Origin of the sequence: Duganella sp. OV510, assembly GCF_900100205.1 — a bacterium.
Taxonomy (GTDB): domain Bacteria; phylum Pseudomonadota; class Gammaproteobacteria; order Burkholderiales; family Burkholderiaceae_D; genus Rugamonas.
In genome coordinates this window covers 304,805-326,618 of record NZ_FNEQ01000008.1, presented here as the reverse complement: position 1 = coordinate 326,618, position 21,814 = coordinate 304,805, and the positions used below count along the sequence as shown (strand labels likewise).

22 protein-coding genes and 1 pseudogene are annotated in these 21,814 nt (G+C 63.0%); 6 read left to right on the top strand and 17 right to left on the bottom strand.

Translation table 11 applies throughout. The annotated features are described in order from the left end of the window. Positions 1-2 precede the first annotated feature (2 nt). The 3 genes from nadA (at position 3) to BLS51_RS21620 (ending at position 2,851) form a co-directional block, all read left to right on the top strand. Positions 3-1,157, top strand: a complete 1,155-nt coding sequence (gene nadA, locus BLS51_RS21630; RefSeq protein WP_090188372.1) for a quinolinate synthase NadA — start codon at positions 3-5, stop codon at positions 1,155-1,157. Continuing rightward, positions 1,154-2,020, top strand: coding sequence for a carboxylating nicotinate-nucleotide diphosphorylase (nadC, locus tag BLS51_RS21625; protein WP_090188368.1), 867 nt, complete (start codon positions 1,154-1,156; stop codon positions 2,018-2,020). The genes nadA and nadC overlap by 4 nt, the downstream gene beginning before the upstream one ends. Before the next feature lie 75 nt (positions 2,021-2,095). Further along, positions 2,096-2,851 carry a substrate-binding periplasmic protein gene (locus BLS51_RS21620; RefSeq protein ID WP_229207675.1) on the top strand — a complete coding sequence of 252 codons (756 nt, stop codon included), beginning with the start codon at positions 2,096-2,098 and terminating at the stop codon, positions 2,849-2,851. On the opposite strand, the gene BLS51_RS21615 is transcribed toward BLS51_RS21620, so the two are convergent. Next, positions 2,838-3,377 (bottom strand): GNAT family N-acetyltransferase, encoded by a 540-nt coding sequence (locus BLS51_RS21615; protein WP_090188361.1) that lies wholly within the window; start codon positions 3,375-3,377, stop codon positions 2,838-2,840. The two genes, BLS51_RS21620 and BLS51_RS21615, sit on opposite strands and share 14 nt — an antisense overlap. A 9-nt stretch (positions 3,378-3,386) precedes the next feature. After that, the gene (gene nadB, locus BLS51_RS21610) at positions 3,387-5,000 is read right to left on the bottom strand and encodes an L-aspartate oxidase (protein WP_090188357.1); all 1,614 of its coding nucleotides are present in this window, start codon (positions 4,998-5,000) and stop codon (positions 3,387-3,389) included. A gap of 350 nt (positions 5,001-5,350) precedes the next feature. Here nadB and BLS51_RS21605 point away from each other — a divergent pair. Together BLS51_RS21605 and BLS51_RS21600 are read left to right on the top strand one after the other, a co-directional pair. Continuing rightward, positions 5,351-5,815 (top strand): annotated as a pseudogene (locus BLS51_RS21605) (UDP binding domain-containing protein); the annotation flags it as partial. Beyond that, positions 5,815-6,876 (top strand): NAD-dependent epimerase/dehydratase family protein, encoded by a 1,062-nt coding sequence (locus tag BLS51_RS21600; protein ID WP_090188353.1) that lies wholly within the window; start codon positions 5,815-5,817, stop codon positions 6,874-6,876. The pseudogene BLS51_RS21605 and the gene BLS51_RS21600, both read left to right, overlap by 1 nt. A 3-nt stretch (positions 6,877-6,879) precedes the next feature. On the opposite strand, the gene BLS51_RS21595 is transcribed toward BLS51_RS21600, so the two are convergent. From BLS51_RS21595 to BLS51_RS21560, 8 genes are all read right to left on the bottom strand, one after another. Continuing rightward, a complete protein-coding gene (locus tag BLS51_RS21595) occupies positions 6,880-7,791 on the bottom strand; it encodes a LysR family transcriptional regulator (protein ID WP_090188349.1) in 912 nt (303 codons plus the stop codon). A 71-nt stretch (positions 7,792-7,862) separates the two neighbouring features. After that, a complete protein-coding gene (locus BLS51_RS21590) occupies positions 7,863-8,261 on the bottom strand; it encodes a hypothetical protein (protein WP_090188345.1) in 399 nt (132 codons plus the stop codon). Between the two features lie 369 nt (positions 8,262-8,630). After that, positions 8,631-9,005: an Hpt domain-containing protein gene (locus tag BLS51_RS21585; protein ID WP_090188340.1), complete on the bottom strand. Its 375-nt coding sequence runs from the start codon at positions 9,003-9,005 to the stop codon at positions 8,631-8,633. A 49-nt stretch (positions 9,006-9,054) separates the two neighbouring features. Continuing rightward, a complete protein-coding gene (locus BLS51_RS21580) occupies positions 9,055-9,930 on the bottom strand; it encodes a proteasome-type protease (protein WP_090188337.1) in 876 nt (291 codons plus the stop codon). 39 nt (positions 9,931-9,969) lie between these two features. Then, positions 9,970-10,770, bottom strand: coding sequence for a transglutaminase family protein (locus BLS51_RS21575; RefSeq protein ID WP_090188335.1), 801 nt, complete (start codon positions 10,768-10,770; stop codon positions 9,970-9,972). A 15-nt stretch (positions 10,771-10,785) separates the two neighbouring features. Further along, positions 10,786-11,736 carry an alpha-E domain-containing protein gene (locus BLS51_RS21570; RefSeq protein WP_090188330.1) on the bottom strand — a complete coding sequence of 317 codons (951 nt, stop codon included), beginning with the start codon at positions 11,734-11,736 and terminating at the stop codon, positions 10,786-10,788. Position 11,737: 1 nt separating this feature from the next. Further along, positions 11,738-13,168, bottom strand: coding sequence for a circularly permuted type 2 ATP-grasp protein (locus BLS51_RS21565; RefSeq protein WP_090188507.1), 1,431 nt, complete (start codon positions 13,166-13,168; stop codon positions 11,738-11,740). A 90-nt stretch (positions 13,169-13,258) separates the two neighbouring features. After that, positions 13,259-13,789 carry a PRC-barrel domain-containing protein gene (locus tag BLS51_RS21560; RefSeq protein WP_090188325.1) on the bottom strand — a complete coding sequence of 177 codons (531 nt, stop codon included), beginning with the start codon at positions 13,787-13,789 and terminating at the stop codon, positions 13,259-13,261. A 179-nt stretch (positions 13,790-13,968) separates the two neighbouring features. Here BLS51_RS21560 and BLS51_RS21555 point away from each other — a divergent pair, with 179 nt between their 5' ends. Beyond that, positions 13,969-14,775, top strand: a complete 807-nt coding sequence (locus BLS51_RS21555) for a ferritin-like domain-containing protein (RefSeq protein WP_090188321.1) — start codon at positions 13,969-13,971, stop codon at positions 14,773-14,775. Here the strand turns inward: BLS51_RS21555 and BLS51_RS21550 are convergent. The 7 genes from BLS51_RS21550 to BLS51_RS21520 form a co-directional block, all read right to left on the bottom strand. Further along, positions 14,738-16,309, bottom strand: coding sequence for a PepSY-associated TM helix domain-containing protein (locus BLS51_RS21550; RefSeq protein WP_090188317.1), 1,572 nt, complete (start codon positions 16,307-16,309; stop codon positions 14,738-14,740). The two genes, BLS51_RS21555 and BLS51_RS21550, sit on opposite strands and share 38 nt — an antisense overlap. A 14-nt stretch (positions 16,310-16,323) precedes the next feature. After that, positions 16,324-16,611: a hypothetical protein gene (locus BLS51_RS21545; RefSeq protein ID WP_090188314.1), complete on the bottom strand. Its 288-nt coding sequence runs from the start codon at positions 16,609-16,611 to the stop codon at positions 16,324-16,326. After that, complete coding sequence (locus BLS51_RS21540) at positions 16,608-16,883, bottom strand: hypothetical protein (protein WP_090188311.1); 276 nt, start codon at positions 16,881-16,883, stop codon at positions 16,608-16,610. Before BLS51_RS21540 ends, BLS51_RS21545 begins: the two co-directional genes overlap by 4 nt. Positions 16,884-16,885: 2 nt before the next feature. Beyond that, positions 16,886-17,791 (bottom strand): alpha/beta hydrolase, encoded by a 906-nt coding sequence (locus tag BLS51_RS21535; RefSeq protein WP_090188308.1) that lies wholly within the window; start codon positions 17,789-17,791, stop codon positions 16,886-16,888. Further along, positions 17,791-20,211 (bottom strand): TonB-dependent receptor, encoded by a 2,421-nt coding sequence (locus tag BLS51_RS21530; RefSeq protein ID WP_090188304.1) that lies wholly within the window; start codon positions 20,209-20,211, stop codon positions 17,791-17,793. The genes BLS51_RS21535 and BLS51_RS21530 overlap by 1 nt, the downstream gene beginning before the upstream one ends. 91 nt (positions 20,212-20,302) lie before the next feature. Next, positions 20,303-21,283 (bottom strand): FecR family protein, encoded by a 981-nt coding sequence (locus tag BLS51_RS21525; RefSeq protein ID WP_090188299.1) that lies wholly within the window; start codon positions 21,281-21,283, stop codon positions 20,303-20,305. Beyond that, a complete protein-coding gene (locus BLS51_RS21520; RefSeq protein ID WP_090188296.1) occupies positions 21,274-21,801 on the bottom strand; it encodes a sigma-70 family RNA polymerase sigma factor in 528 nt (175 codons plus the stop codon). The genes BLS51_RS21525 and BLS51_RS21520 overlap by 10 nt, the downstream gene beginning before the upstream one ends. Between the last annotated feature and the right edge of the window lie 13 nt (positions 21,802-21,814).

The following is a 21,814-nucleotide window of genomic DNA, read 5'->3' as shown; positions in this document are numbered from 1 at the left end:
TTATGCAAGCCATCGAGATCAAACCCGTCGAGTATGAGCATCCACAAGACGGCGCCAGCTGCGTAGCCCATGCCTGGGCGCGCACGCCAGCGACTCCGAGCGCCGAACAGCGCGTGGAGCTCAAGCAACGCATCAAGCGCCTGCTGAAGGAAAAGCAGGCGGTGCTGGTGTCGCATTATTATGTGGACGCCGATCTGCAGGATCTGGCCGAGGAAACCGGTGGCTGCGTTTCCGATTCGTTGGAGATGGCGCGCTTCGGCCGCGATCATCCGGCCAGGACGCTGATTGTCGCCGGCGTGCGCTTCATGGGCGAAACCGCGAAGATCCTCAGTCCGGAAAAACGCATCCTGATGCCAGATCTGGACGCGACCTGCTCGCTGGATCTGGGCTGTCCGGCCAATGAATTCACCGCGTTCTGCGACCAGCATCCGGACCGCACGGTGGTGGTGTATGCCAACACCAGCGCCGCCGTCAAGGCGCGCGCCGACTGGATGGTGACGTCGTCGATCGGCCTGGATATCGTCAAGCATCTGCACGAGCAGGGCAAGAAGATCTTGTGGGCGCCGGACAAGCACCTGGGCTCCTACATCCAGAAGCAGACCGGCGCCGACATGCTGCTGTGGCAGGGCTCTTGCCTGGTGCACGACGAGTTCAAGGGCGTTGAGCTGGACCTGCTGAAAGCGCAGTACCCGGATGCCAAAGTGCTGGTGCACCCGGAGTCGCCAGCCAATGTGGTGGCGCTGGCCGACGTGGTCGGCTCGACCACGCAAATCATCAACGCCGCCGTGGAGTCGGACGCCGATACCTTCATCGTCGCCACCGATAACGGCATTCTGCACAAAATGCAGGCTGCGGCGCCGACCAAGCGCTTCATCGTGGCGCCAACCGCTGGCAACAGCGCCACCTGCAAGAGCTGCGCGCACTGCCCATGGATGGCGATGAATGGCCTGCAAAACCTGGCCGACCTGCTGGAAAACATGGACAGCCCGGCGATCAGCGCCGCCAATGAAATCTTCGTCGATGCAGAAATCGGCAAGAAGGCGGTGACCTCGATCACGCGCATGCTGGACTTCGCCGCCGCCAAGAAGGCCAAGGTGCAGCCAGGCCCTGACCTGGCGAAAGAAGCAAAACTGTTTTCGGGAATCGGTCCTGCATGAGCACTTTGATTAACAAGTTCGCGCCGTTCGACGACGCGTTGAAATCGGCCTTTGAGGCCAACCTGCTGTCCGCCTTGCTGGAAGATGTAGGCAGCGGCGACCTGACCGGCCTGTTGGTGCCGGAAGGTGGCCGTGCCAAGGCGCGCGTGATCGTGCGCGAAGATGCGGTGCTGTGCGGCGCGCCATGGTTCGAGGGCATCATGAACTGCATGCAGGCCGGGATTGAAGTCGACTGGCAGTATGCCGAAGGCGATCTGATGAAGGCCGACAGCGTGGTCTGCACCATCGAAGGCCCGGCGCGCGCGCTGCTGACTGCAGAGCGCGGCGCGCTGAATTTCATGCAGCTGTTGTCGGGCGTGGCCACGGCCACCCGCAAGTATGTCGATGTGATCGCCGGCACCCGCGCGGCCATCCTCGATACGCGCAAGACCTTGCCGGGCCTGCGCCTGGCGCAGAAGTACGCGGTGCGTGTCGGCGGCGGCCAGAATCAGCGCCTGGCGCTGTACGACGGCATCCTGATCAAGGAAAACCACATCGCTGCGGCAGGTGGTATCACCAATGCGGTGCTGGCGGCCAAGGCGCTGAACAAGGGCGTCTCGATCCAGGTGGAAGTAGAGTCGCTGGATGAGCTCAAGGAAGCACTGGATGCCGGCGCGCTGTCGGTCCTGCTGGACAACTTCAACACCGGCATGATGCGCGAAGCGGTCACCCTGAATGCTGGCCGTGCGCTGCTGGAAGCCTCCGGCGGCATCAACTTCGATACCGTGCGCGCGATTGCGGAAACAGGTGTCGACCGCATCTCTATCGGCAGCCTGACCAAGGATATCCGGGCGACCGATTATTCTTTGCGCATCGTCGGTTAATCCGCGTAGAATAAACCGCAGGATGCCGGATTGCCGGCAGGGGAGACCCGCTTGCGGAAAGCACGTCGACTTTGTTTGACAGGCTTGTGCGGCATGGCGCTGGGCGCGGTGCCGCTGCTTTCATGTGCACGCCTGCCGGCAGTGCGTGAGCTGGTTGCTGCGGGAACGCGCAACGCCGGTATCTTCGAGCGCCGTCCCAACGGCGAATTTACCGGCATGGGTGTGGAGCTGGTGCGGCTGTTGGCGCAACGCCACGGCTATCAGGCGCGCTTCGAGATTTACCCGTGGCGCCGCGCGATGGAGGTGGTCGGCGGCGGCAAGGCCGACCTGCTGGTCGCGCCATATAAAACAACTGAACGCCAGCGCGTCCTGCGCTTCAGCGATCAAGCCTTCTTCCAGGATGAACTGGCCTTCTATGTCCGCGCCGACGCCATGCCGGTGTGGGGGAGCGACTACGCCTTGCTCGCCGGCCGCCGCATTGCGGTCATCAATGGCTGGAGCTACGGACAGGCATTCACGCAAGCGGTGCCGCAACTGCGCCTTAGCGTGACCAATACCGTGGAAAGCGGACTGTTGATGCTGGAGCGCGGCCACGTGGAGCTGTTCGCATCGAACCGGCGCGACACCGATCCGGTGATCAAGGCGCTGGGCTTGCAGGACACGGTGATGGCGCTGGCGCCGCTGATCGATGTGCTGGATGCTTACTTTGCGTTTCCGCTGGCGCCGCGCTATCGCGACTTGCCAATCCAGCTGGACCAATTGCTGCTGGAGATGAAGAAGAACGGCGCGCTGCAAAAGCTGGCGCGCCATCACGGCGCTACGACGCCTTGATGGACTTGCGCATTTTCGCCAGCGGCACTTTCACATCGCCTTGCAGTGTGATCTCGATCGGTTCAACGATGTCGAAGCCGCAGGCGGAGTAGAGCGGAACGCCGGGCATGGTCGCCGCCAGTTCCAGCGTGTGAAAACCGCCAGCTGCCGCCGCTTCGGTGCAGTGCTGCAGCAGCATGCGGCCCAGGCCTTGTCTGGCCGCCGATGGATCGACAAAGAAGGCGCGGATGCGGGCCGGTTCCGTTGCCGGATCGAGCAGCGGATCGGCGCCTTGCTTGGTGCGGTCGGCGCCAAACAGCGTGCTGCGCTTGCTCCACCCGCCGCATGCCGCCAACTGGCCATCCTTCTCGATGACGAAGTAGGTCTGGTCGGTGACCAGCTGCGTATCGACGCCAAATACGTAACGCGTTACGGCTTGCGCCTGTTCGGGCGAGTAGAAACCGGCGCTTAATTCGATGCCGGAACGCGCGATCAACGCCTCCATGGCGGGAATGTCGGCGTGGGTGGCGTGGCGGACGAGGAGCATGTCAGTGCGTTATTTGCGCGCCGGCGGCGTCAGGATGGTCGGCAGGGCCTTGGCCAGTGTTTCCGGATAGTCGCGGCTGAAGTGCAGGCCACGACTTTCCCGGCGCAGCAAGGCGCTGTTGACGATCAGGCTGGCGACGTCGACCAGGTTGCGCAGCTCCAGCAAATCGTGCGAGACGCGGAAGTTCTGGTAGTACTCGTCGATCTCTTCCTTCAGCAGCGTGATGCGGTGCTGGGCGCGCTCCAGCCGCTTGGTGGTGCGCACGATGCCGACGTAGTTCCACATCGAGCGGCGCAGTTCATCCCAGTTGTGCGAGATGACCACTTCCTCGTCGGCGTCGGTGACCCGGCTCTCATCCCAATCCGGCAGATAAGGCACGCCGCCTTTTTCCTTGGATGTGATGTCCATGGCGCAGGCGCGGCCGATCACCACGCATTCCAGCAGCGAATTGCTGGCCAGGCGGTTGGCGCCGTGCAGGCCGGTGCACGCGGTCTCGCCGACCGCGTACAGGCCTGGCAGGTCGGTGCGGCCGTGCATGTCGGTGACCACGCCGCCGCAGGTATAGTGGGCGGCCGGCACCACCGGTATCGGTTCCTTGGTGATGTCGATGCCCAGTTCCATGCAACGCGCGTAGATGGTCGGGAAATGCTCGATGAGGAAATCAGCCGGCTTGTGGCTGATGTCCAGGTGGACGTAATCCAGGCCGCGTTTCTTGATTTCGAAGTCGATGGCGCGGGCGACCACGTCGCGTGGTGCCAGTTCGGCGCGGTCATCGTGCGCCAGCATGAAGCGCTGGCCGGCGGCGGCGCCGGCTTCCGGCGGCAGCTTTAGCAAGCCGCCTTCACCGCGGATTGCTTCGGTGATCAGGAAGGACTTGGCGTACGGGTGGTACAAACAGGTCGGGTGGAACTGGATGAATTCCATGTTCGACACACGGCAGCCGGCACGCCATGCCATGGCAATTCCGTCGCCGCTGGCAGTGTCTGGATTGGTGGTGTACAGGTACACTTTACCGGCTCCACCGGTACACATCACCGTGTGTTCCGCTGCAAAGGTGTGAACCTGACCGGTTTTCTCGTCCTGGACGTACAGGCCGTAGCACTTGGGCTGTGCATGCGTCTTCTTGTCGCCGTCGACTTTATCGGAGGTAATCAGGTCGATGGCGCAATGATGCTCGAACAGCGTGATATTCGGATGGGCGCGGACTTTTTCTTCCAGCGTGGTTTGTACCGCGTTGCCGGTGGCGTCGGCGGCGTGGATGATGCGGCGCTGGCTATGGCCACCTTCACGTGTCAGGTGGAAGCCCAGTTCCGCCGACTCGTCGCGGGTGAATGGCACGCCTTGCTCGATCAGCCACTCGATCGCTTCGCGGCCATGTTCGACGATATAGCGGGTGGCGCCTTCGTCACACAGGCCGCCTCCGGCGATCAGGGTGTCATCTATGTGCTGGGTGTGACTGTCGCCGGAGTCCAGTACAGCGGCAATGCCGCCCTGGGCCCAGTTGCTGGCGCCGTCCCTCAGCGCACGTTTGGAAACAATCGCTACGGTCCGCGTTTCGGCCAGATGCAGTGCGACCGACAGGCCGGCCAATCCGCTGCCGACAATTGCAACATCAAATTTCATGATTACGTCGTTACGTGAAGGAAGTGAACCATGACTATAGACTATTTGTCATAGTCTCGTCATAAAAAGCCCTTCTGGCAAGGTGGATTGCGCTACGGTTGTGGCACCTCAAAACGCCCGCGCTCCGCTTGCGCATCATGAAAGCTCCGTCTGGGGAGCTTATCGTGATCAGGATCTTCCATCATTATGTGTCGCGGATCGCCTTCATGCTGCTGTTGCTGGAGCTGTCCATCCTGCTGGTGGCGGCGGTTGCAAGCGCGCCTTTATGGCTATCCGCCGCCGGGCCGCCATATTGGCCGGCGCTGGTGTTTGCTTTGGTCATGGTGTTCAGCATGGGCACCTTGGGCATGTACCATCCAGATGTAATTCTGGCCGGCCGCCGCATCAACGACAACATGGCCAAGTTCGTTGCGGAAAAGACGGTCAAGGAGATGGTACGCGCCGGCTTTAAACTGAAGGGCTGTCACGTCAACGTACTGGGCCTGACTTTTAAAGAAAACTGTCCGGACCTGCGCAACTCCAAGGTGGCCGACCTGATACGCGAACTGGAATCCTACGGCCTGCAAGTCCACGTCCACGACCCGGTGGCCGATGCAGGTGAAGCGCTGCACGAATACGGCGTGCGCCTGCAAGCCTGGGACGAGTTGCCAGCAGCCGAGGCATTGATTACCGCAGTGGCCCATCGTGAACTGGCGGAACGGCCGCTGCCGCAAATGCTGGAAAAAGTCGCGCCCAGCGGCTGCTTCATCGACCTGAAAGCCCAATTCGATCCCGCCATGCTACGCGCCAGCGGCCTGAATGTATGGAGGCTGTGATGAACGACTACGAAAACGGCACACCCGCCACCAGCGCCTACCAGCTGTTGCGTGAGCACCTGGAAGGGCGGCAATATCGCTGGGTGGTCACTGGCGTGGCGGGATTCATCGGCTCCAACCTGCTGCAATCGCTGCTGGAGCAGGGGCAGCGGGTAGTCGGCGTCGACAATTTCCTGACCGGCTACCAGCACAATCTGGACCAGGTGCGCGAGCTGGTCGGCCCCGGTGCCTGGCGCTGTTTCGAGCTGATCGAGGGTGATGTGCGCGACATGGCCATTTGCCATCAGGCCTGCGACCGCGCCGACTACGTGCTGCATCAGGCAGCACTCGGCTCTGTTGGCCGCTCGCTGGACGATCCTTTGCTCTGCAACGATATCAATATCGCCGGCCAGCTGAACATGCTGGATGCCGCCCGTCACGCCGGCGTGCGGCGCGTGGTCTACGCCGCCTCCAGCGCGACGTATGGCGACCATCCAGGCTTGCCGAAGCAGGAACAGCACATTGGCTATGCCTTGTCGCCCTATGCATTGACCAAGCACGTCAACGAACTCTATGCCGGCGTGTATGCACGCTGCTACGGGCTGGAGACCATCGGCCTGCGCTATTTCAACGTGTTCGGCCCGCGCCAGGACGCCAACGGCGCCTACGCCGCCGTGATTCCGCAATGGATAGCCGCGATGGTAGGCAAGCGCCAGCTGGTCATCAATGGCGATGGCGAAAGCAGCAGGGATTTTTGTTATGTTGCGAATGCCATCCAGGCCAACTTGCTGGCCGCGCTGGCCGCCAAGCCTGCCGCAGTCAACCAGGTCTACAACGTGGCGCTCAGCGCACGCACCAGCCTGAATGAGCTCTATCTGCTGTTACACGAGCTGCTGGTTGAACGGCATCCGCATTTGCGCGATTACCAGCCGCAATACGCACCGTTCCGGCCGGGCGATGTGCGCCATTCGCAGGCCGACATCACCAAGGCGACGCAGCTGCTTGGCTACCTGCCCACGCACGACTTGCGGCGAGGGCTCAGGCAGGCCCTGCGCTGGTACGAGGAGCACCTGTCCGTCTAGCGCTCAGCCGGTGCGGTCCCATGGTGGCGTGCCCGCCAGCTCGCGCACCAGAAAATCGATCATCACCCGCACCTTGGCACTCAGGTGGCGGCGGCTTGGGTAGACGGCCAGCACGTCCATGTCGGGCAGCTGGTAATCCGGCAGCACGCGTTGCAGACGGCCGGCGCGCAGGTCGGCACCGATCAGGAAGGTGGGCTGCCAGATGATGCCCAGCCCTCCAAGCGCAGCGGCGCGCGCCGTGTCGCCGTTATTGGTATGCATCACGCAAGGCATCTTGACGGTATGCTGCTGGCCGCCGGCGTCAAGCATCTGCCATTCATCGGCGTTGACGGCATAGCTGTAACCGATGCCATCGTGCTGCAACAGTTCGGCAGGCGTGCGCGGCATGCCGCGCTGCTGAATATACTCCGGCGAGGCGCACAGCACATTGTGCGAGGTGGCCAGCTTGCGCGCCACATTGGACGCCGAACCGGCGCGCGAGATGCGCACCGCCATGTCGTAGCCTTCCTCGACGATATCGACCACACGGTCGTTCAGCGACACATCCAGCTGCACTTCCGGGTACAGCTGCATGAATCTGGCCCACAGCGGCGCCAGGTGCAGCACGCCAAAACTGAGCGGGGCGTTGACGCGTAGCACGCCGTGCGGCTGCAAGGCGGCAGAGGAAACGATGGCTTCCGCTTCGGCGACGTCATCGAGAATGGATTTGGCGCGCTCGAACAGCGCCTCGCCGCTGGACGTCAGCGACATCTTGCGCGAACTGCGGTTCAGCAGCCGGGTTTGCAGATGGGATTCCAGGTCGCTGATATAGCGGGTGACATTGGCTGGCGACGTGTCCAGCGCCTCGGCGGCGCGGGCAAAACCATCACGCTTGACGACTTCCACGAACACTTCCAGCGCACGCAAGCGGTCCATGCTTCACTCCATAAGAAAAAAGCCGCGACACCGGGGCGGTGGGCGGCTCAGTCGCTTGAGGCAGTGTTCACTCAACGCGCGATATAGTTGGCGGTTGCCGCTTCCTTGATGGCGCGGCCCGCGCTGAGCGCGGCGCTGCCGTCATGCGCCATGCCAACCAGGCCCACCGCAGCCTGGGCATCGCCGGCGCTGGCGGCACGTTCAAACAGCTGCATCGCCTCGTGACGCTTGTCCGGGTTGGACAGATAGCGCAGCGCCAGTTCACGCTGGGCCACTGGCGAACCCTGGTCTGCCCACTCCTGCAGGCGGCGTTCGGCGGCAGGCTGGCCTGCCGGGCCGATTTGCATGGCGGCGGCTTCAATCACAGTCGACGATGGAATGGCATCTTCTTGGGCCTGGCAGGCTATCAAAGCGCCGACACTCACCAGCACCGAAGATATCAATACACCAGACTTGTTGAATAATTCCATAAATTAAATACCTTAGATTAAAGCTGCAGCACGTGCGCTGTCATGTGATTCGACGCAATGCACCATTATACTTGCATCTCGGCAAATTGCCGCTTAAACAATAACGTTAGCAATGAAGTTTTCGCATCCAGATTCTTCAAAGCTGGCCGTAAGTACCAGCGCAAGCACAGCTTTTTCGTACCTATGGCGCATCTCGATTGCAAGTGCTGGCGATATTATCATGAAGATTTTCCGCAACCGGTATATAGGTAGCAATTGCGGGTAACAATTGTAACCATTCGTTAATGGCAAAATTGACGGCGTGCAAGCCCAGCTGCGGTGCAACGCAGCATCTGCCACACTTCATAAATGGTGAATGATGGACGAGGCTCAGGCGCCCGCTGGCGTGTTACGCCGCAGCCAGTCGTCGGCATCGCGTAACACCAGCTGGTATTCGGATTCCAGCGCGGCGAACAGCGGCGGGATGGTGTCCTGGTTACGTTCGGCGATTGCCTGTTCCAGTTTCAGCGACGCGCTGACCAGGCGCTTGGCGCCCAGCGCGCCGATCGAGCCGCGCAGGCTGTGAAAGATCTTGCCGGCGTCCGGCAGGCGGTCCTCGCGCAGCGCAGCGCCGGCCTGCTCAAACGGTGCCATGCGGGGCGCGCAGGCGTCGCGAACGATCTTGGTGACAATGCCAAGCGCCTTGTCATCATTCCCCATGTACTTCACCAGCGTATCGACCGAGAAGATGCTTTCTTCACTCATGCCCAAACTCCATGACAGGTTGTTTTTATCCTATCACACGCCACGCCGCTTACTGTTGCCCGTCGTGAAAATGCTGGGACAGGGTTTGCAACGGCGCGGTGGGCACTGCGCTGGCTGCCACGTCGGCGGGCGGCGCCACCCGCACCGGCTTGCTGCTAGTGTTGGATGAATGCAACACATTACCTGGTGTTTCAGGTGCAGCGTTCCAAACGGGCACTTCCAGCCCTTCGAAAACACGCTTCAATTGCTCGCCCCAGGTGCTGCGTATCATCTGGAAATACTCGTTCCGCTCATCAATTGTTACAAAATGACTGACTGCCAGCTTGTCGCTTTCATACACCAGCAAGTCCAGCGGCAGGCCGACCGAGACATTCGACCGCAGCGTGGAATCCATCGAAATCAGCGCGCACTTGGCGGCGTCATCGAGCGAGGTGGCAGGGCTGACCACGCGGTCGATGATGGGCTTGCCGTACTTGGCCTCGCCGATCTGGAAATAAGTATTCTCATCGTGCGATTCGATGAAATTGCCGGCCGAGTAGATCTGGAACAGGCGGCAACGCTCGCCCTTGATCTGGCCGCCAAAGATGATGCTGACATTGAATTCGATGCCGAAGTCCGCCAGCGCCTTGGCGTCACGCTCGTGCACCTGGCGCACCGCCTCGCCGAGGATGCGCGCTGCTTCGTACATGGTCGGCGCAGTCCAGATGCTGTGGCCGTCGGCGGTCCTCAGCTCCGCCACCTGCTGGCGGATTGATTGCGAAATCGACAAATTCCCCGCCGTCATCATGACCATCATGCGGTCGCCGGGCATCTCAAAAACGCTCATCTTGCGGAACGTGCCAACCTGGTCCACACCCGCGTTGGTACGCGAATCGGATAAAAACACCAGCCCGGCATTCAGGCGCATGCCCACACAATAAGTCATTTTAAAATTCTTGATCTGAAGTAGCGTTATTTTACACTGTCACTGGGGCACGATCTGTACGTCGACACTCAGAGACTCGGTGCCGCCGCCCCGGCGCATGCCGCGCACCGGCGCCGCACCGTCGTAGTCACGGCCGATCGCCAGACGGCAATAGGCATCGGTCATCTGCCGCGCGTGGGTGACGTCGATACTGACCCAGCCGGTGTAATCGCGGTCCTCCGCCCAGGCATCGACCCAGGCGTGGCTGGCGGCATGCCCGGTGTTGCCCGGGTCGATATAGCCGGACACATAGCGCGCCGGAATCCCGTGCGCATGGCAGCAGGCCAGAAACAGGTGCGCATGGTCCTGGCACACGCCCTGACCGAGGGCGAGGGCATCGCTGGCGGTCGTCGACACGAGGGTCGCACCGCTTTGATACCGGACCGCACCAAAGATGTGCTCGGCCAGGCACATCAGGTCGCGCGTCATGGCCTTGCCGTCCGGCAAGCAGGAGGCGGCCAGCTCCAGGATACCGGGCGTGGCCGCCGTCAGCCGCGTCGGCACGGTGAAAATCAGCGGCGACAGCGCGTCGGCGACGATGCGGCCGCGCTCCGGCGCCACCGTCTCCACCAAGCCGCTGGCGATGATGGACAGCGCCTGGTGCGGCACATCCATGGTCATCATGTGTGACTGGTTGCCATAAGCATCGGCATAGGCGTGCACATGGCCGGGCGTCGACAGGTTCCAGGACAGCACATGCTGCTGCGGTTCGACCCGTGGCGTCAGGTGCAGTTGCTGGATGGTGTAGGCCAGCGGCAGGGTGTAGGTATATCTGGTTTCGTGCCGTATGGTCAGTCGCATGGATAAACCTTTCTGTTACGCCGCCAGCGGCACCAGGAAATCGCGGCTGACGCGGTTGCCCAGTTCATAGATATTGGCCAGGAAGCGGGTCAGCGTGTCGTGCAGGCCGTCCGCCAGGATGTCGTCGATCCTGCCGAACTGTAGCTCGGCGCGCAGGCGGCCGGCGAAGCGTTCGGTATCGGACGAAACATCGTTGCGCACCTCGTGCAGGTTCTGCACCACCTCATCCATGCAGGCCAGCAGCGAGCGCGGCATGTCGGCGCGCAGCATCAGCAGCTCGGCGATGCGTGCCGGCGTGATGACGTCGCGGTAAACCTTGCGGTAAATTTCAAAGCCGGACACCGAGCGCAGCATCGCGCCCCAGTAATAAAAGTCGCGCTGGCTCATGTTCTCGCCACCGTTTTCCGCCGCGCCGCCGTGGTATTTGACGTCGAGGATGCGGGCGGTGTTGTCGGCGCGCTCCAGGAAGGTGCCAAGCCGGATGAAATGCACGGCCTCGTCACGTAGCATGGTGCCCAGCGTGACGCCGCGCGACAGGTGGGAACGGTACTTGACCCATTCGAAGAACTTGCTGGGATCGGTTTCCAGAAGGTCGCTTTGCAGACGACGTTGCATGTCCAGCCAGGTCTGGTTCTGGATTTCCCAGACTTCGGTGGTCAGTGTGCCGCGCACGGCGCGGGCGTTTTCACGCGCCTGCGTCAGACAGGCCACGATCGATGACGAGTTGCCAGGATCGCGCACCATGAAATCGATGACCTCGCTTCCTTCCAGCGACTGGTATTTCTGGTTGAACGCATATTGCAGCTCGGAGATGCCGAGCAGGGCGCGCCAGCCCTGGGCGTTTTCCTCGTCGGATTGCGGCAGCATCGACGTCTGTACGTTGACATCCAGCATGCGTGCGGTGTTTTCAGCGCGCTCGGTATAGCGCGCCATCCAGAACAAATGGTCTGCGGTTCGGCTCAGCATATTATCTCTCCAGTATCCAGGTATCCTTGGTGCCGCCGCCTTGCGACGAGTTGACCACCAGCGAGCCTTCCTGCAAGGCCACGCGGGTCAGGCCGCCCGGCACCATGGAAATCGTCTTGCCGGACAGCACAAACGGCCGCAAGTCGATGTGGCGCGGCGCAATGCCGCTCTCGACATAGGTGGGGCAGGCGGACAGGGCCAGCGTCGGCTGGGCGATGTAGCCGTCCGGGCGGGCGATCAGGCGCTGGCGGAAATCCTCGATCTGCGCCTTGGTCGACGCCGGCCCGACCAGCATGCCGTAGCCGCCGGCGCCGTGCACTTCCTTGACTACCAGGTCCGGCAGGTTGGCCAGCGTGTAGTCCAGATCTTCTTTCTTCCGGCACTGATAAGTCGGCACATTGTTCAGCACCGGCTCTTCCGACAGATAGAACTTGATCATGTCCGGCACATAGGGATAGATCGACTTGTCGTCCGCCACGCCGGTGCCGATGGCGTTGGCCAGCGTGACGCGGCCGGCGCGGTAGACCGACAGCAGGCCGGGCACGCCCAGGGAAGAATCCGGGCGGAAGGCCAGCGGGTCAAGAAAGTCGTCATCCAGCCGGCGATAGATCACATCCACCCGCTTGCGCCCGCGCGTGGTGCGCATGAACACGGTGTTATCGCTGACAAACAGGTCCTTGCCCTCGACCAGCTCCACGCCCATCTGCTGGGCCAGGAAGGCATGTTCGAAGTAGGCAGAGTTGTACATGCCGGGCGTCATCACCACCACGGTGGGATCGCTGATGCCCATCGGCGCCACCGAACGCAGGTTATCCAGCAACATGTCCGGATAATGATCGACCGGTGCGATCTTGTTGCGGGCGAACAGTTCAGGGAACAGCCGCATCATCATCTTGCGGTCTTCCAGCATGTAGGAAACGCCGGACGGCACGCGCAGATTATCCTCCAGCACATAGAATTCGCCTTGGCCGGCGCGCACGATGTCGACGCCGGCAATGTGGGCGTAAATGTCGGAGGCGACGTTGATGCCTTGCATCTCCGGCCGGTACTGGGCGTTCTTGTAGATTTGCTCGGCGGGAATGATGCCGGCCTTGATGATGTTCTGCTCGTGATAAATATCGTGGATGAACATGTTCAGCGCCTGGACGCGCTGAACCAGCCCGGTTTGCAGCTGCTTCCACTCGGCAGCTGGAATGATGCGGGGGATGGTATCGAAAGGGATCAGCCGCTCGGTGCCGGCATCGTCGCCGTAGACGGCAAAGGTGATGCCAACACGGCGAAACGTCAGGTCGGCTTCAGCGCGTTTGCGCTCGATGGTGTCGGCGGACTGGCGCTGCAGCCAGCCACAGAACTCGCGGTAATGCTCACGGACTTCGACGCTGGCAGTGTGGGCCAGGCCATCTGCGGTCATTTCATTGAAGAATTTTGGCATATCGAACATTCCCAGTTTGGCACGCTTACTCTTCTATCAAGAAGCGTGCCAATAGGAATGCCCGATTTTGGTGCAGGGAGGACCGCTTACTTAGCGCGACAGATTGCCGGAGCCGGAGCCGGTGCTGCTGCCGTAGCCAGGATCGCTCTGCAGGCTGCCGGTGCCGCTGCCCATGACGCTGCCGCTGGAGGTCAGGCCACCGGCAACGTTTTGCTGGGTGCCGTAGAAGCTGTGCAGCTGGGTGTTGAACTCGGTGCTGGCCATGTCTGGCCAATTATCCTTGTCAAAGCCTGGCGCATTTTTCAGGTGTTCCTTGGATACGTCCAGCAGGAAGCGCTTGTTGACGGTGTCCAGTTGCAGCGCCTGCCAAGGTACGGCAAACAGCTTGTCGCCCATGCCCAGCCAGCCGCCGAACGACAGCACGGCGTAAGCGACCTGGCCGCTGCGCATGTCCAGCATGATTTCCTTGATATCGCCCAGGTCTTCGTCCTGGCGGTTGTAGACGTCTTCGCCAATCAGGGTGTCGGCGCCCATCAGGCGTGGGCCAGGGCCCGTATCGTCGGTATCGACATAGTTATCGCTGCGATAGATGCCATAGGTGTCGCGGTCGAGGTAGCTCATGATGGTCTCCAGTGGTGGTTAGTGAGGTCCCGCGTCAATGACGCGGTGACATGCGTAATCATGCTGGTGACGCGACGGTTGAGGTATAGGTGCGCGTGCGGTGTGGGTGTAGGACAGGGCTGAGTTCCCGAAGAACGTAGTGTTAAACTATCGCCCTTGTGAAATTCGAAGGAAAAAATATGGCCATCCCATCGGAACTGCGCGCCTGCGCGCTTGCCTGCCTGACGGAGCGCGATCCGGCGGCCAAGGTGGCGGCGGTGTACGCGATGGCGCTGGCGTCGTCCGTCGGCGACTGTCTGCCGGACACGCAGGCGGCGCTGGCCTCGTCAGCGCCCGTTCCAGGCCGGCCGGACCATCCCGAGCTGGTGCCGCCGCTGCACGTCGGGCGCCGCGCGATGAACACGCCGGAAGGCCGGGCGATGCTGGTTCACGCGCTGGCACACATTGAATTCAATGCGATCAACCTGGCGCTGGATGCGATCTGGCGCTTTCCCGGCATGCCGGCCGAGTATTACACGGACTGGTTGCAGGTGGCGAAGGAGGAGGCGTATCACTTCTCGCTGCTGGCTGAGCATTTGCGCAAGCTGGGCTACCGTTATGGCGATTTCAGCGGCCATGGCGCGCTGTGGGAAATGGTCGAAAAAACTACGGACGACGTGCTGGCGCGCATGGCGCTGGTGCCGCGCACGCTGGAAGCGCGCGGGCTGGACGCCAACCCGCCGCTACGCGCCAAACTGTTCCAGGCAGGCGACAAGGAAGCGGCCGCCATCCTCGACATCATCCTGCACGACGAGATCGGCCATGTGGAAATCGGCAACCGCTGGTACGGCTACCTGTGCCGCCAGCGCGGCCTGGACTTGATTCCGACCTATGCCGAGCTGGCCCGCCAGTACAACGCACCGATGCCGCGCGGCCCGTTCAACCTCGAAGCCCGGCGCCAGGCCGGATTTAGCGAGGCTGAGCTACAGGCATTGCTGCCGCAGTAGCTGCCGGCGACCAGACACTATCCTTGATGCCGCGTTGTTGCCGGCGCCGCGCTGCGCGCGCCAGCACCGCCAGGACCAGCGCACCGATCACGGCGCCGGCATCAATGCCGTAGGCGTGCTGCCAGGCCGCACCCTGCAGCGCATGCCACAAGGTGGTTGCCGGTATCGCCAGCGTGGTGATCGCAGCCAGCCACAGCAATTCAGCGCCGGCCATGGCAGCGCCGCGCCAGAATGCCCAGCCGCAACACAGCAGGAATACGGCGTAATAGAGCGCCAGGTGCCAGTCGCCGGGCATCAGCTTGGCGGCAGCGATCACTGCCGAAATGCCGGCGATGCTGCCGATGCAGACGCCGACTGTGGCCGCCGATAGCCAGTAGGCGGCGCGCCGTTGCAGCACCGGCTCTCCACCGCGCGCGTTCTTGCGGCGGGTTTCCACCCACAGCAGATTGCCGGTATAGAACAGGATCGCACCGCCGAGGCCCATCGCAAAATACATCCAGCGCACCGGCTCGCCGCCAAAGGTGCCGAAGTGCAGCGCGAAGGCAGCCGACACCGGCGCGGTCCAGGTACTCTGCTTGCCGGGGAAATACGTGGTATCGACGATCTTGCCACTGACAGGGCTGATCAGCAGGAAGCCTTCGCGCCGTATCATGTAGCGCGGATCGTTGCCGGCGATGCGCACGGTGGCGCCGGCCGTTCCCGGCGCGCGATACTGCATCGCCAGCGGTTCGAAGTCAGGTGCGAAGTCGCGCACGCGCGCCAGCAGTTCCTGCGGCGCCAGCATCGGTGCGGGACGCTGGTCCGGCTTGACCGCGTTGTTGGGACTGGACGCTTTCATGATCTGCGCCATATTGCCGTTGTAGACCAGCTTCTCCTGCAGGTCGTAGATCTGGTCGTGCAGGCCAAAAACCATGGCGCTGAGGGCGATCACGATATGAAACGGCAAACTGGCGATGCCGATGACATTGTGCGCGTCCAGCCACATGCGCTTGAGGTTCTTGCCGACCCGCAGTGCAAAGAAATCCTTCAGCAGCGACGGAAGCAGCACGATGGTGCCGGACACCAGCGCCACCGCATAAGCCAGGCTGACCAGCCCCATGATGAACTCCGTGACCTCGGCGTTGCCCGGCAGACCGCCGGTGCGGTGGAGATGGTCGATAAACTGCGCCATACCCGAAGGCCTGGCCTGTTCGACGCGCAGGCTGCCGTCACTGGCATAGTCGGCGGTCCATGGCTGCCGGTCGCCACGGCCCTTGGTCCAGGTAATGCGCGCCGGGATCTGCTCGTCATCGCGCAGGTGTAGCGTGAATTCCTTGCGGGCGTCCGGCCGCGTCGCCAGCGTATCGGCGATCAGTTGCTGGCTGTGTTGCAACGGCGCCATGGCGGGACGGGAGGGCGAGGATGGCCAACGCGACAGCGTTTCCTCGAACATCGTCAGTGCGCCGGCATAGAAGGCAATGAACAGCACAAAGCCACACACGATGCCGGTCCAGGTGTGAACGGATTTGTAGGTACGGATAATCTCGGCGCGCATGGTCGATCTCTCGCTTAATTGAGGAAATGGCGGCACGCTGCCAGCGCTGCACCGGCCAGCAACGTCGCGCCACCCAACCAGCACCAGGCCTGCACACCGCTGCGGAAGAAGTAGACGCCCGACATGATGGCTGCCCATACCGGCGCCGTCACCCACATCGTCGCCTGGAATTTGTTCGATGCGCCTGGCCCGCCCGGCGTCAGCCAGGCAAACAGGCCGCTGGCCAGCATGGACAGTGCAAAGCCGAGCAGTACGCCGGCCAGCGATTTACTCAGACCATCCTGCTTTACATCCCGCTTCATTGCGGCCTCCGCACCGTATGCCAGGCGGCCAGGCAGGGCAGCACGGAGAACAGGAGCATGGTCAGCGTCAGCACGGCGAACAGCGCGGTCGCGACCTGCACCTGCGTCAGCCACAGCGCCAGCGATGATGCCAGCGCGGCCGACGCCATCCAGCGGCCGGTGCGCGCCGCAAAAGGCTGCGCCAACCATAGCTGGCGCGGCGCCGACAGGTAGAACAGTACCGCCGACAACAGATTAATGCCCATGGCCAGGGCGATCACACCAGCATGCATGCTCACTCCAGAAAAAATTCCAGGCCCCGCGACAGGGCGGGGAAGAGCGCCGAGCCGTGGTTCTCGCGCGCCAGCTCGAAGAACTGCACACGGTCCAGGCCATAGGCCTGCTTTTGCGCGTCCAGTAGCGTCGCCAGATCGCGTGCTTCGTCGACCATGCGCTTTTGCGCCAGCACGGCGGCGCGATCACCAGGCTTGGCGCCAGGCGGCGCGGCGGCCTGTTCCAATGCGCCCACGGTCAGCAGCACGCGCGCCTGGCGGGCACGCGCGGTGGCCAGGCCGGTGGCCTCGCTCAGGATGTAGCGGTCCGCGTACCAGATCGACGGGCTGGCCGCGATATAGGTCTGGAACGCCGCCGGCCGGGTGAACAGGGCGTGCAGCGTCAGCAGTCCGCCGTAAGAGTGGCCGAACAAGCCCTGGCGCCGCAGATCGACCGGCGCTGCAGCCTGGATCAAGGGCTTGAGTTCCTGTTCGATGAAGTCCAGGAACAGGTCGGCGCCGCCTTCACCTTTGCCGGCCTTGCCGCCCGCCGACGGCGTGTAGTCGCGCGCGCGGGCGGCACTGTCATAGTCGTCGCCGCTGGCGTAGCCGATGCCGACCACCACCGGCGCATGCAGTCCGGTGACTTTGCTGCGGCGGGCGGCGGTGCGCGCCATCAGCGCGATGCTGGGAAAGCTGGCATTGCCGTCCAGGACGTACAGCACCGGATGTCCGGCCGGCGGCGGCGCGGTGTCCGGCACGCTGACGAAGATGCGGTAGCGCTGCCCGGTGTGGCGCGACACCAGATCGAACTGGCGCGCCTGCGGCAGCGTCACCGGCTGCCATTCGGGCGCGGTGGACGCCGCCAGCGCCGGCATCATCGCACTGGCCATCAGGCCGGCTGCGCCGAGGAGGAAAGCGCGGCGCATCAGAAGTCCACCGATGCCGACAGTTTGTAGGTACGGCCCGCGCCCTGCGTCACGTAGCCGTCATTGAAAGAGCCGGCCCAGTAGCTCTTGTCAGCCACATTCTCGACATTGACGCGCAGCTGCAGCAGGTGGCTTTGCACGTGCATGCTGTAGCGGGCGCCGAGATCGAAACGTGTCCAGCTGTCGATCTGCTGGGTGTTGGCGCTGTTGACGTACTGGCTGCCGGTGTACACCACACGCGCATTGACGATCAGGCCATTCGCGCCCGGCACCGTCCAGTCGCCGCCCAGGTTGGCCTTCCACTTCGGCGTGCCGTAGATGGTTTTGCCGGTCAGCGCCGCCGTGGCGCCACGCGTCATCTTGCCCTCGGTGTAAGCGGCGCCACCCAGCAGGCGCAATTGGCCGCCAATCTGGCCGAAGGTGTTCCATTCCACGCCGCGGTTACGCTGTTCGCCGTCGTCGGTATAGGTGTTGGAGGCGGCATCCTTGATCATGCTCGGACGTTCGATCTGGAACACGCTGAGGGTGTTGCCGTATTCTCCCTGATCCCACTTGACGCCACCTTCCAGCTGCCTGCTTTTGTACGGCGCGAATACCTCGCCATAGTTTTTTGCGGTGAGATCGGAGACCGTGCCGCCCTGGCTCAGGCCTTCAATATAGTTGGCATACAGTGAAACAGCCGGCGTCCACGGGTGGATCACCACGCCGACGGCTGGCGTCAGCGCGCGCTTGTTGTAATACGCGGTGACAGCGCCGGTACTGCCGTTCAGCGTACGGGTTTTAACCTGCTGTTCGCGGGCACCGGCGATCAGGATGACTTTGTCATCGGCGAAAGACAAGGTATCGGCCAGCGCAAAGCTGTGCAGCGCGGTGGCGCCGACCTTCGGCGCGCGTCCCGGATCGGCCGCCAGCGTCGGCACGACAGGATGGTAGATATTCGAATTGTAGTTCGCGCTGGTGCTGGCGGTGGCGCGTCCGGTATCGAATTCCAGCGAGGTATAGCTGGCCACTACCTGGTGCTTCACCGAGCCGGTGACGAAGTTTGCGCGCACGCCTGCCTCGCCCGAGGTGGTGTCCACCGAACCACGCTGGTTGAAGGTATTGCCGACATAGTCGCCAGCGGTGTTGCGGATAGCCGCACGCGTGCCGTTGATGTAGCCTTCGTAGCGGTAGCGCAGCTGGCCGAGCGCGGCGTAGGCCGTGATGTTCTCGTTGAATTCATAGGTGCCGCGCAACGCGATCGCCTGGTTGTCCAGCGTGCCGTGGATGCCGCGCAGCAGATTGGTGCCGGTTTTCGGCGGCGCGATCACGCCGCTGGCGGGGAAGGACGCCATCCAGGAGCTGCCGTTGTCGATCTCCTCGCGGTCGGTGTAGGCGTCCAGCGAGGCGTTCAGCTGCGTGCCGCGATAATCCAGTGCGATCGAGGCCAGTTCGCGCTGCTTCTTCTGGTCGTCGACGCCCACCTTGCCATCACGGTAGCCGCCGTTGAAACGCACGCCGTAGCGGCCGTTCTCGCCAAAACGCTGGCCAGCGTCCAGATGCACGCCATACTGCGCGTCGGAAGTGTAATCGGTGGTCAGGCGCAGCAGCGGCTTGTCGCCCGCGCGCTTGGGAATCAGGTTGATAACGCCGCCGACGCCGCCCTGTGGCGACATGCCGCCCAACAGTGCGCCGGGACCTTTCAACACTTCCACCCGCTCGATAAACTCGGTCGGCGCGTGACCATACGGCGACAAGCCATACAGGCCGTTGTACGCAAGGTCCTCGCCATTGATCTCGAAGCCACGAATGCTGAAGTTCTCGTAAATGTGGCCTTCCGACGTCGTGAACCGCACGGAGGGATCGTTGAGCAGCACCGCGCCGACGGTCGACGCCTGCTGGTCTTCAATCAGGCCGGCGGTATAGGCGGTGAGGTTGAACGGCGTATTCATGGTGCCGGTATTGCCCAGAATGCCGAGTTGCGCGCCGCGCGCCACCTGGCCGCCAGCATAGGTGGATGGCAGCTCGTCGGCCAGCAGCGTCGCATTGACCGTCACCGGCGCCAGGGATTGCTCGCCGCGCTGCGCTGCCGGCGGCGTCGCTGCACGGGCTTGCAGCACGTAGCCGGCGCTGGTCCGGCCGATGACATAAGGACTGTCGCGCAGCAGGGCGTTGAAGCCTTCTTCCACGCTGTAGCTGCCTTTCAGGCCGGGGCTGCGCAGGCCTTGGACCTTGTCGGCATCCAGCGCAATGGCCACGCCCGACTGCTGGGCGTAGCGGTTCAGCGCCTCCATCAACGGGCCGGCGGGAATATCGTATTGAACACTGGCGGTTTGCGCCAGGGCCGTGCCGGCGGCGCTCAACGCCAGCGCCGAGCCAAAGATCAGGCGCAGGGCCAGGGGGAGGCGAGCCAGCGTGGTGCGGTGTACTTGTTTGGACATGAGTTTCAGCTTTCGGTTGGTCTGTTTGCTTGCTTTACATAGACCTTGACGCGCGACGGACGCCAACCGGAACTGTCTTGTGCGTTTTTTTTCAGGATGCCGGTGCGTCCACCAGCACCACATAGGAAGTGATGGTACGGATGCGCAGCGTCGGGAAGCTATTCAGCAGCAGGTGCAGCGCGCGGTCGGTGTCGTCCAGCGGCAGCACGGCGCTGACCCGCATGCCGGCGATCTGGCGTTCGTCATATTGAATGATGCCGCGCCGGTGGCGCGCCAGTTGCTCCAGCACCTCGGACAGCGGCCGGCCTTGCACCACCAGCTGACGATCGCGCCAGGCGTCGGCCACGCTGACCGTGTCCACGGCCGCGACCGGGCCAACCGCGCCACGGGTAAAGCGTACTTGTTCGCCGGCCTTGACGATGGTGGGCGACTGCTGGTCCAGCGCCCGCACTTCGGTCTTCGACTCCAGCATCGCAAGGTCAGTGCCGTGCGTGACACGCTCGACTGTGAAACGCGTGCCCAGCGCGCGTATGCTGCCATCGTCGGTCTGTACCACGAAAGGCCTTGACGGGTCGCGCGCGACATCGACCATCACTTCGCCCCGTAACAGGCGCACCACCCGCTGTTCGCGGGTGAAATGCAGGTCGACCGCGCTGCCGCTGCTCAGCACTATGCGGCTGCCATCCGGCATGACGCGGGTATGCCATTCGCCAGCGCCGGTACGGATATCCGCCAGCATCAGCGATGGTTGGGTTATCGGCAGCCCAAGCGCGACGGTGCCAACCGCCAGCGCGACCATCAGTGTTGCCACAATGCGAACGGTGCGCTGCTTGCGCGATATGCGTCCGGCGCCAGCCAGCGCGGCACGGGCCGGGCGGCTGTCATGCGCCGCCAGCTGCCCCAACATGGTTTCCATGCGCTGCGCGACGGCGGCGTGACGCGGGTCTTGCCGCTTCCACGCCTCGAAACCGGCGCGCAGCTCAGGGCGGCTGCCGGCATCATCGGCGCTGAGCGAGATGATCCACTCGGCCGCTTGTTCGGCGATCCGGCTTTGTTCGGCGCTTACAGACACGCCTGGCCCACAGCGGCGTCGCACGACAACAGCGCCTGCACCAGGTACTTGTGCACCATGCGGGTGGACACGCCCAGCCGCGCGGCGATAACGGCGTGGGATTCACCTTCGAGGAAATGCAGCAGGAAAGCGTCGCGGGCGCGCACCGACAGTCGCTCCAGCGCTGCGGCGATGCGTTCCAGCGACTGCACTGCGATCAGGATCTCATCCGGCGAGGGGAAGCAGGGCAGTTGCCCGGCCAGCGCTTCGAGCTCCTGCATATAGGCTTGCTCGATGGCCTGCCGGCGGCTGCGGTCCGTCAGCAAGCGCTTGGCGGTGGTGGTGAGGAAGGCGCGCGGCTCATCCAGTCGCGGCAATCTGTCGCCGGCACTGACCAGCCGCAGGAATGTGTCCTGCGCCACATCCGCCGCATGGTGTCCGCAGCCCAAGCGCTTGCGCAGCCAGCCCAGCAGCCATGCATGGTGCTCGCCGTAGAGCGATGCCATGTCTTGCTGCAGCGGGTACTTCGCGCTAGTCATGCTGTGTTTTAGT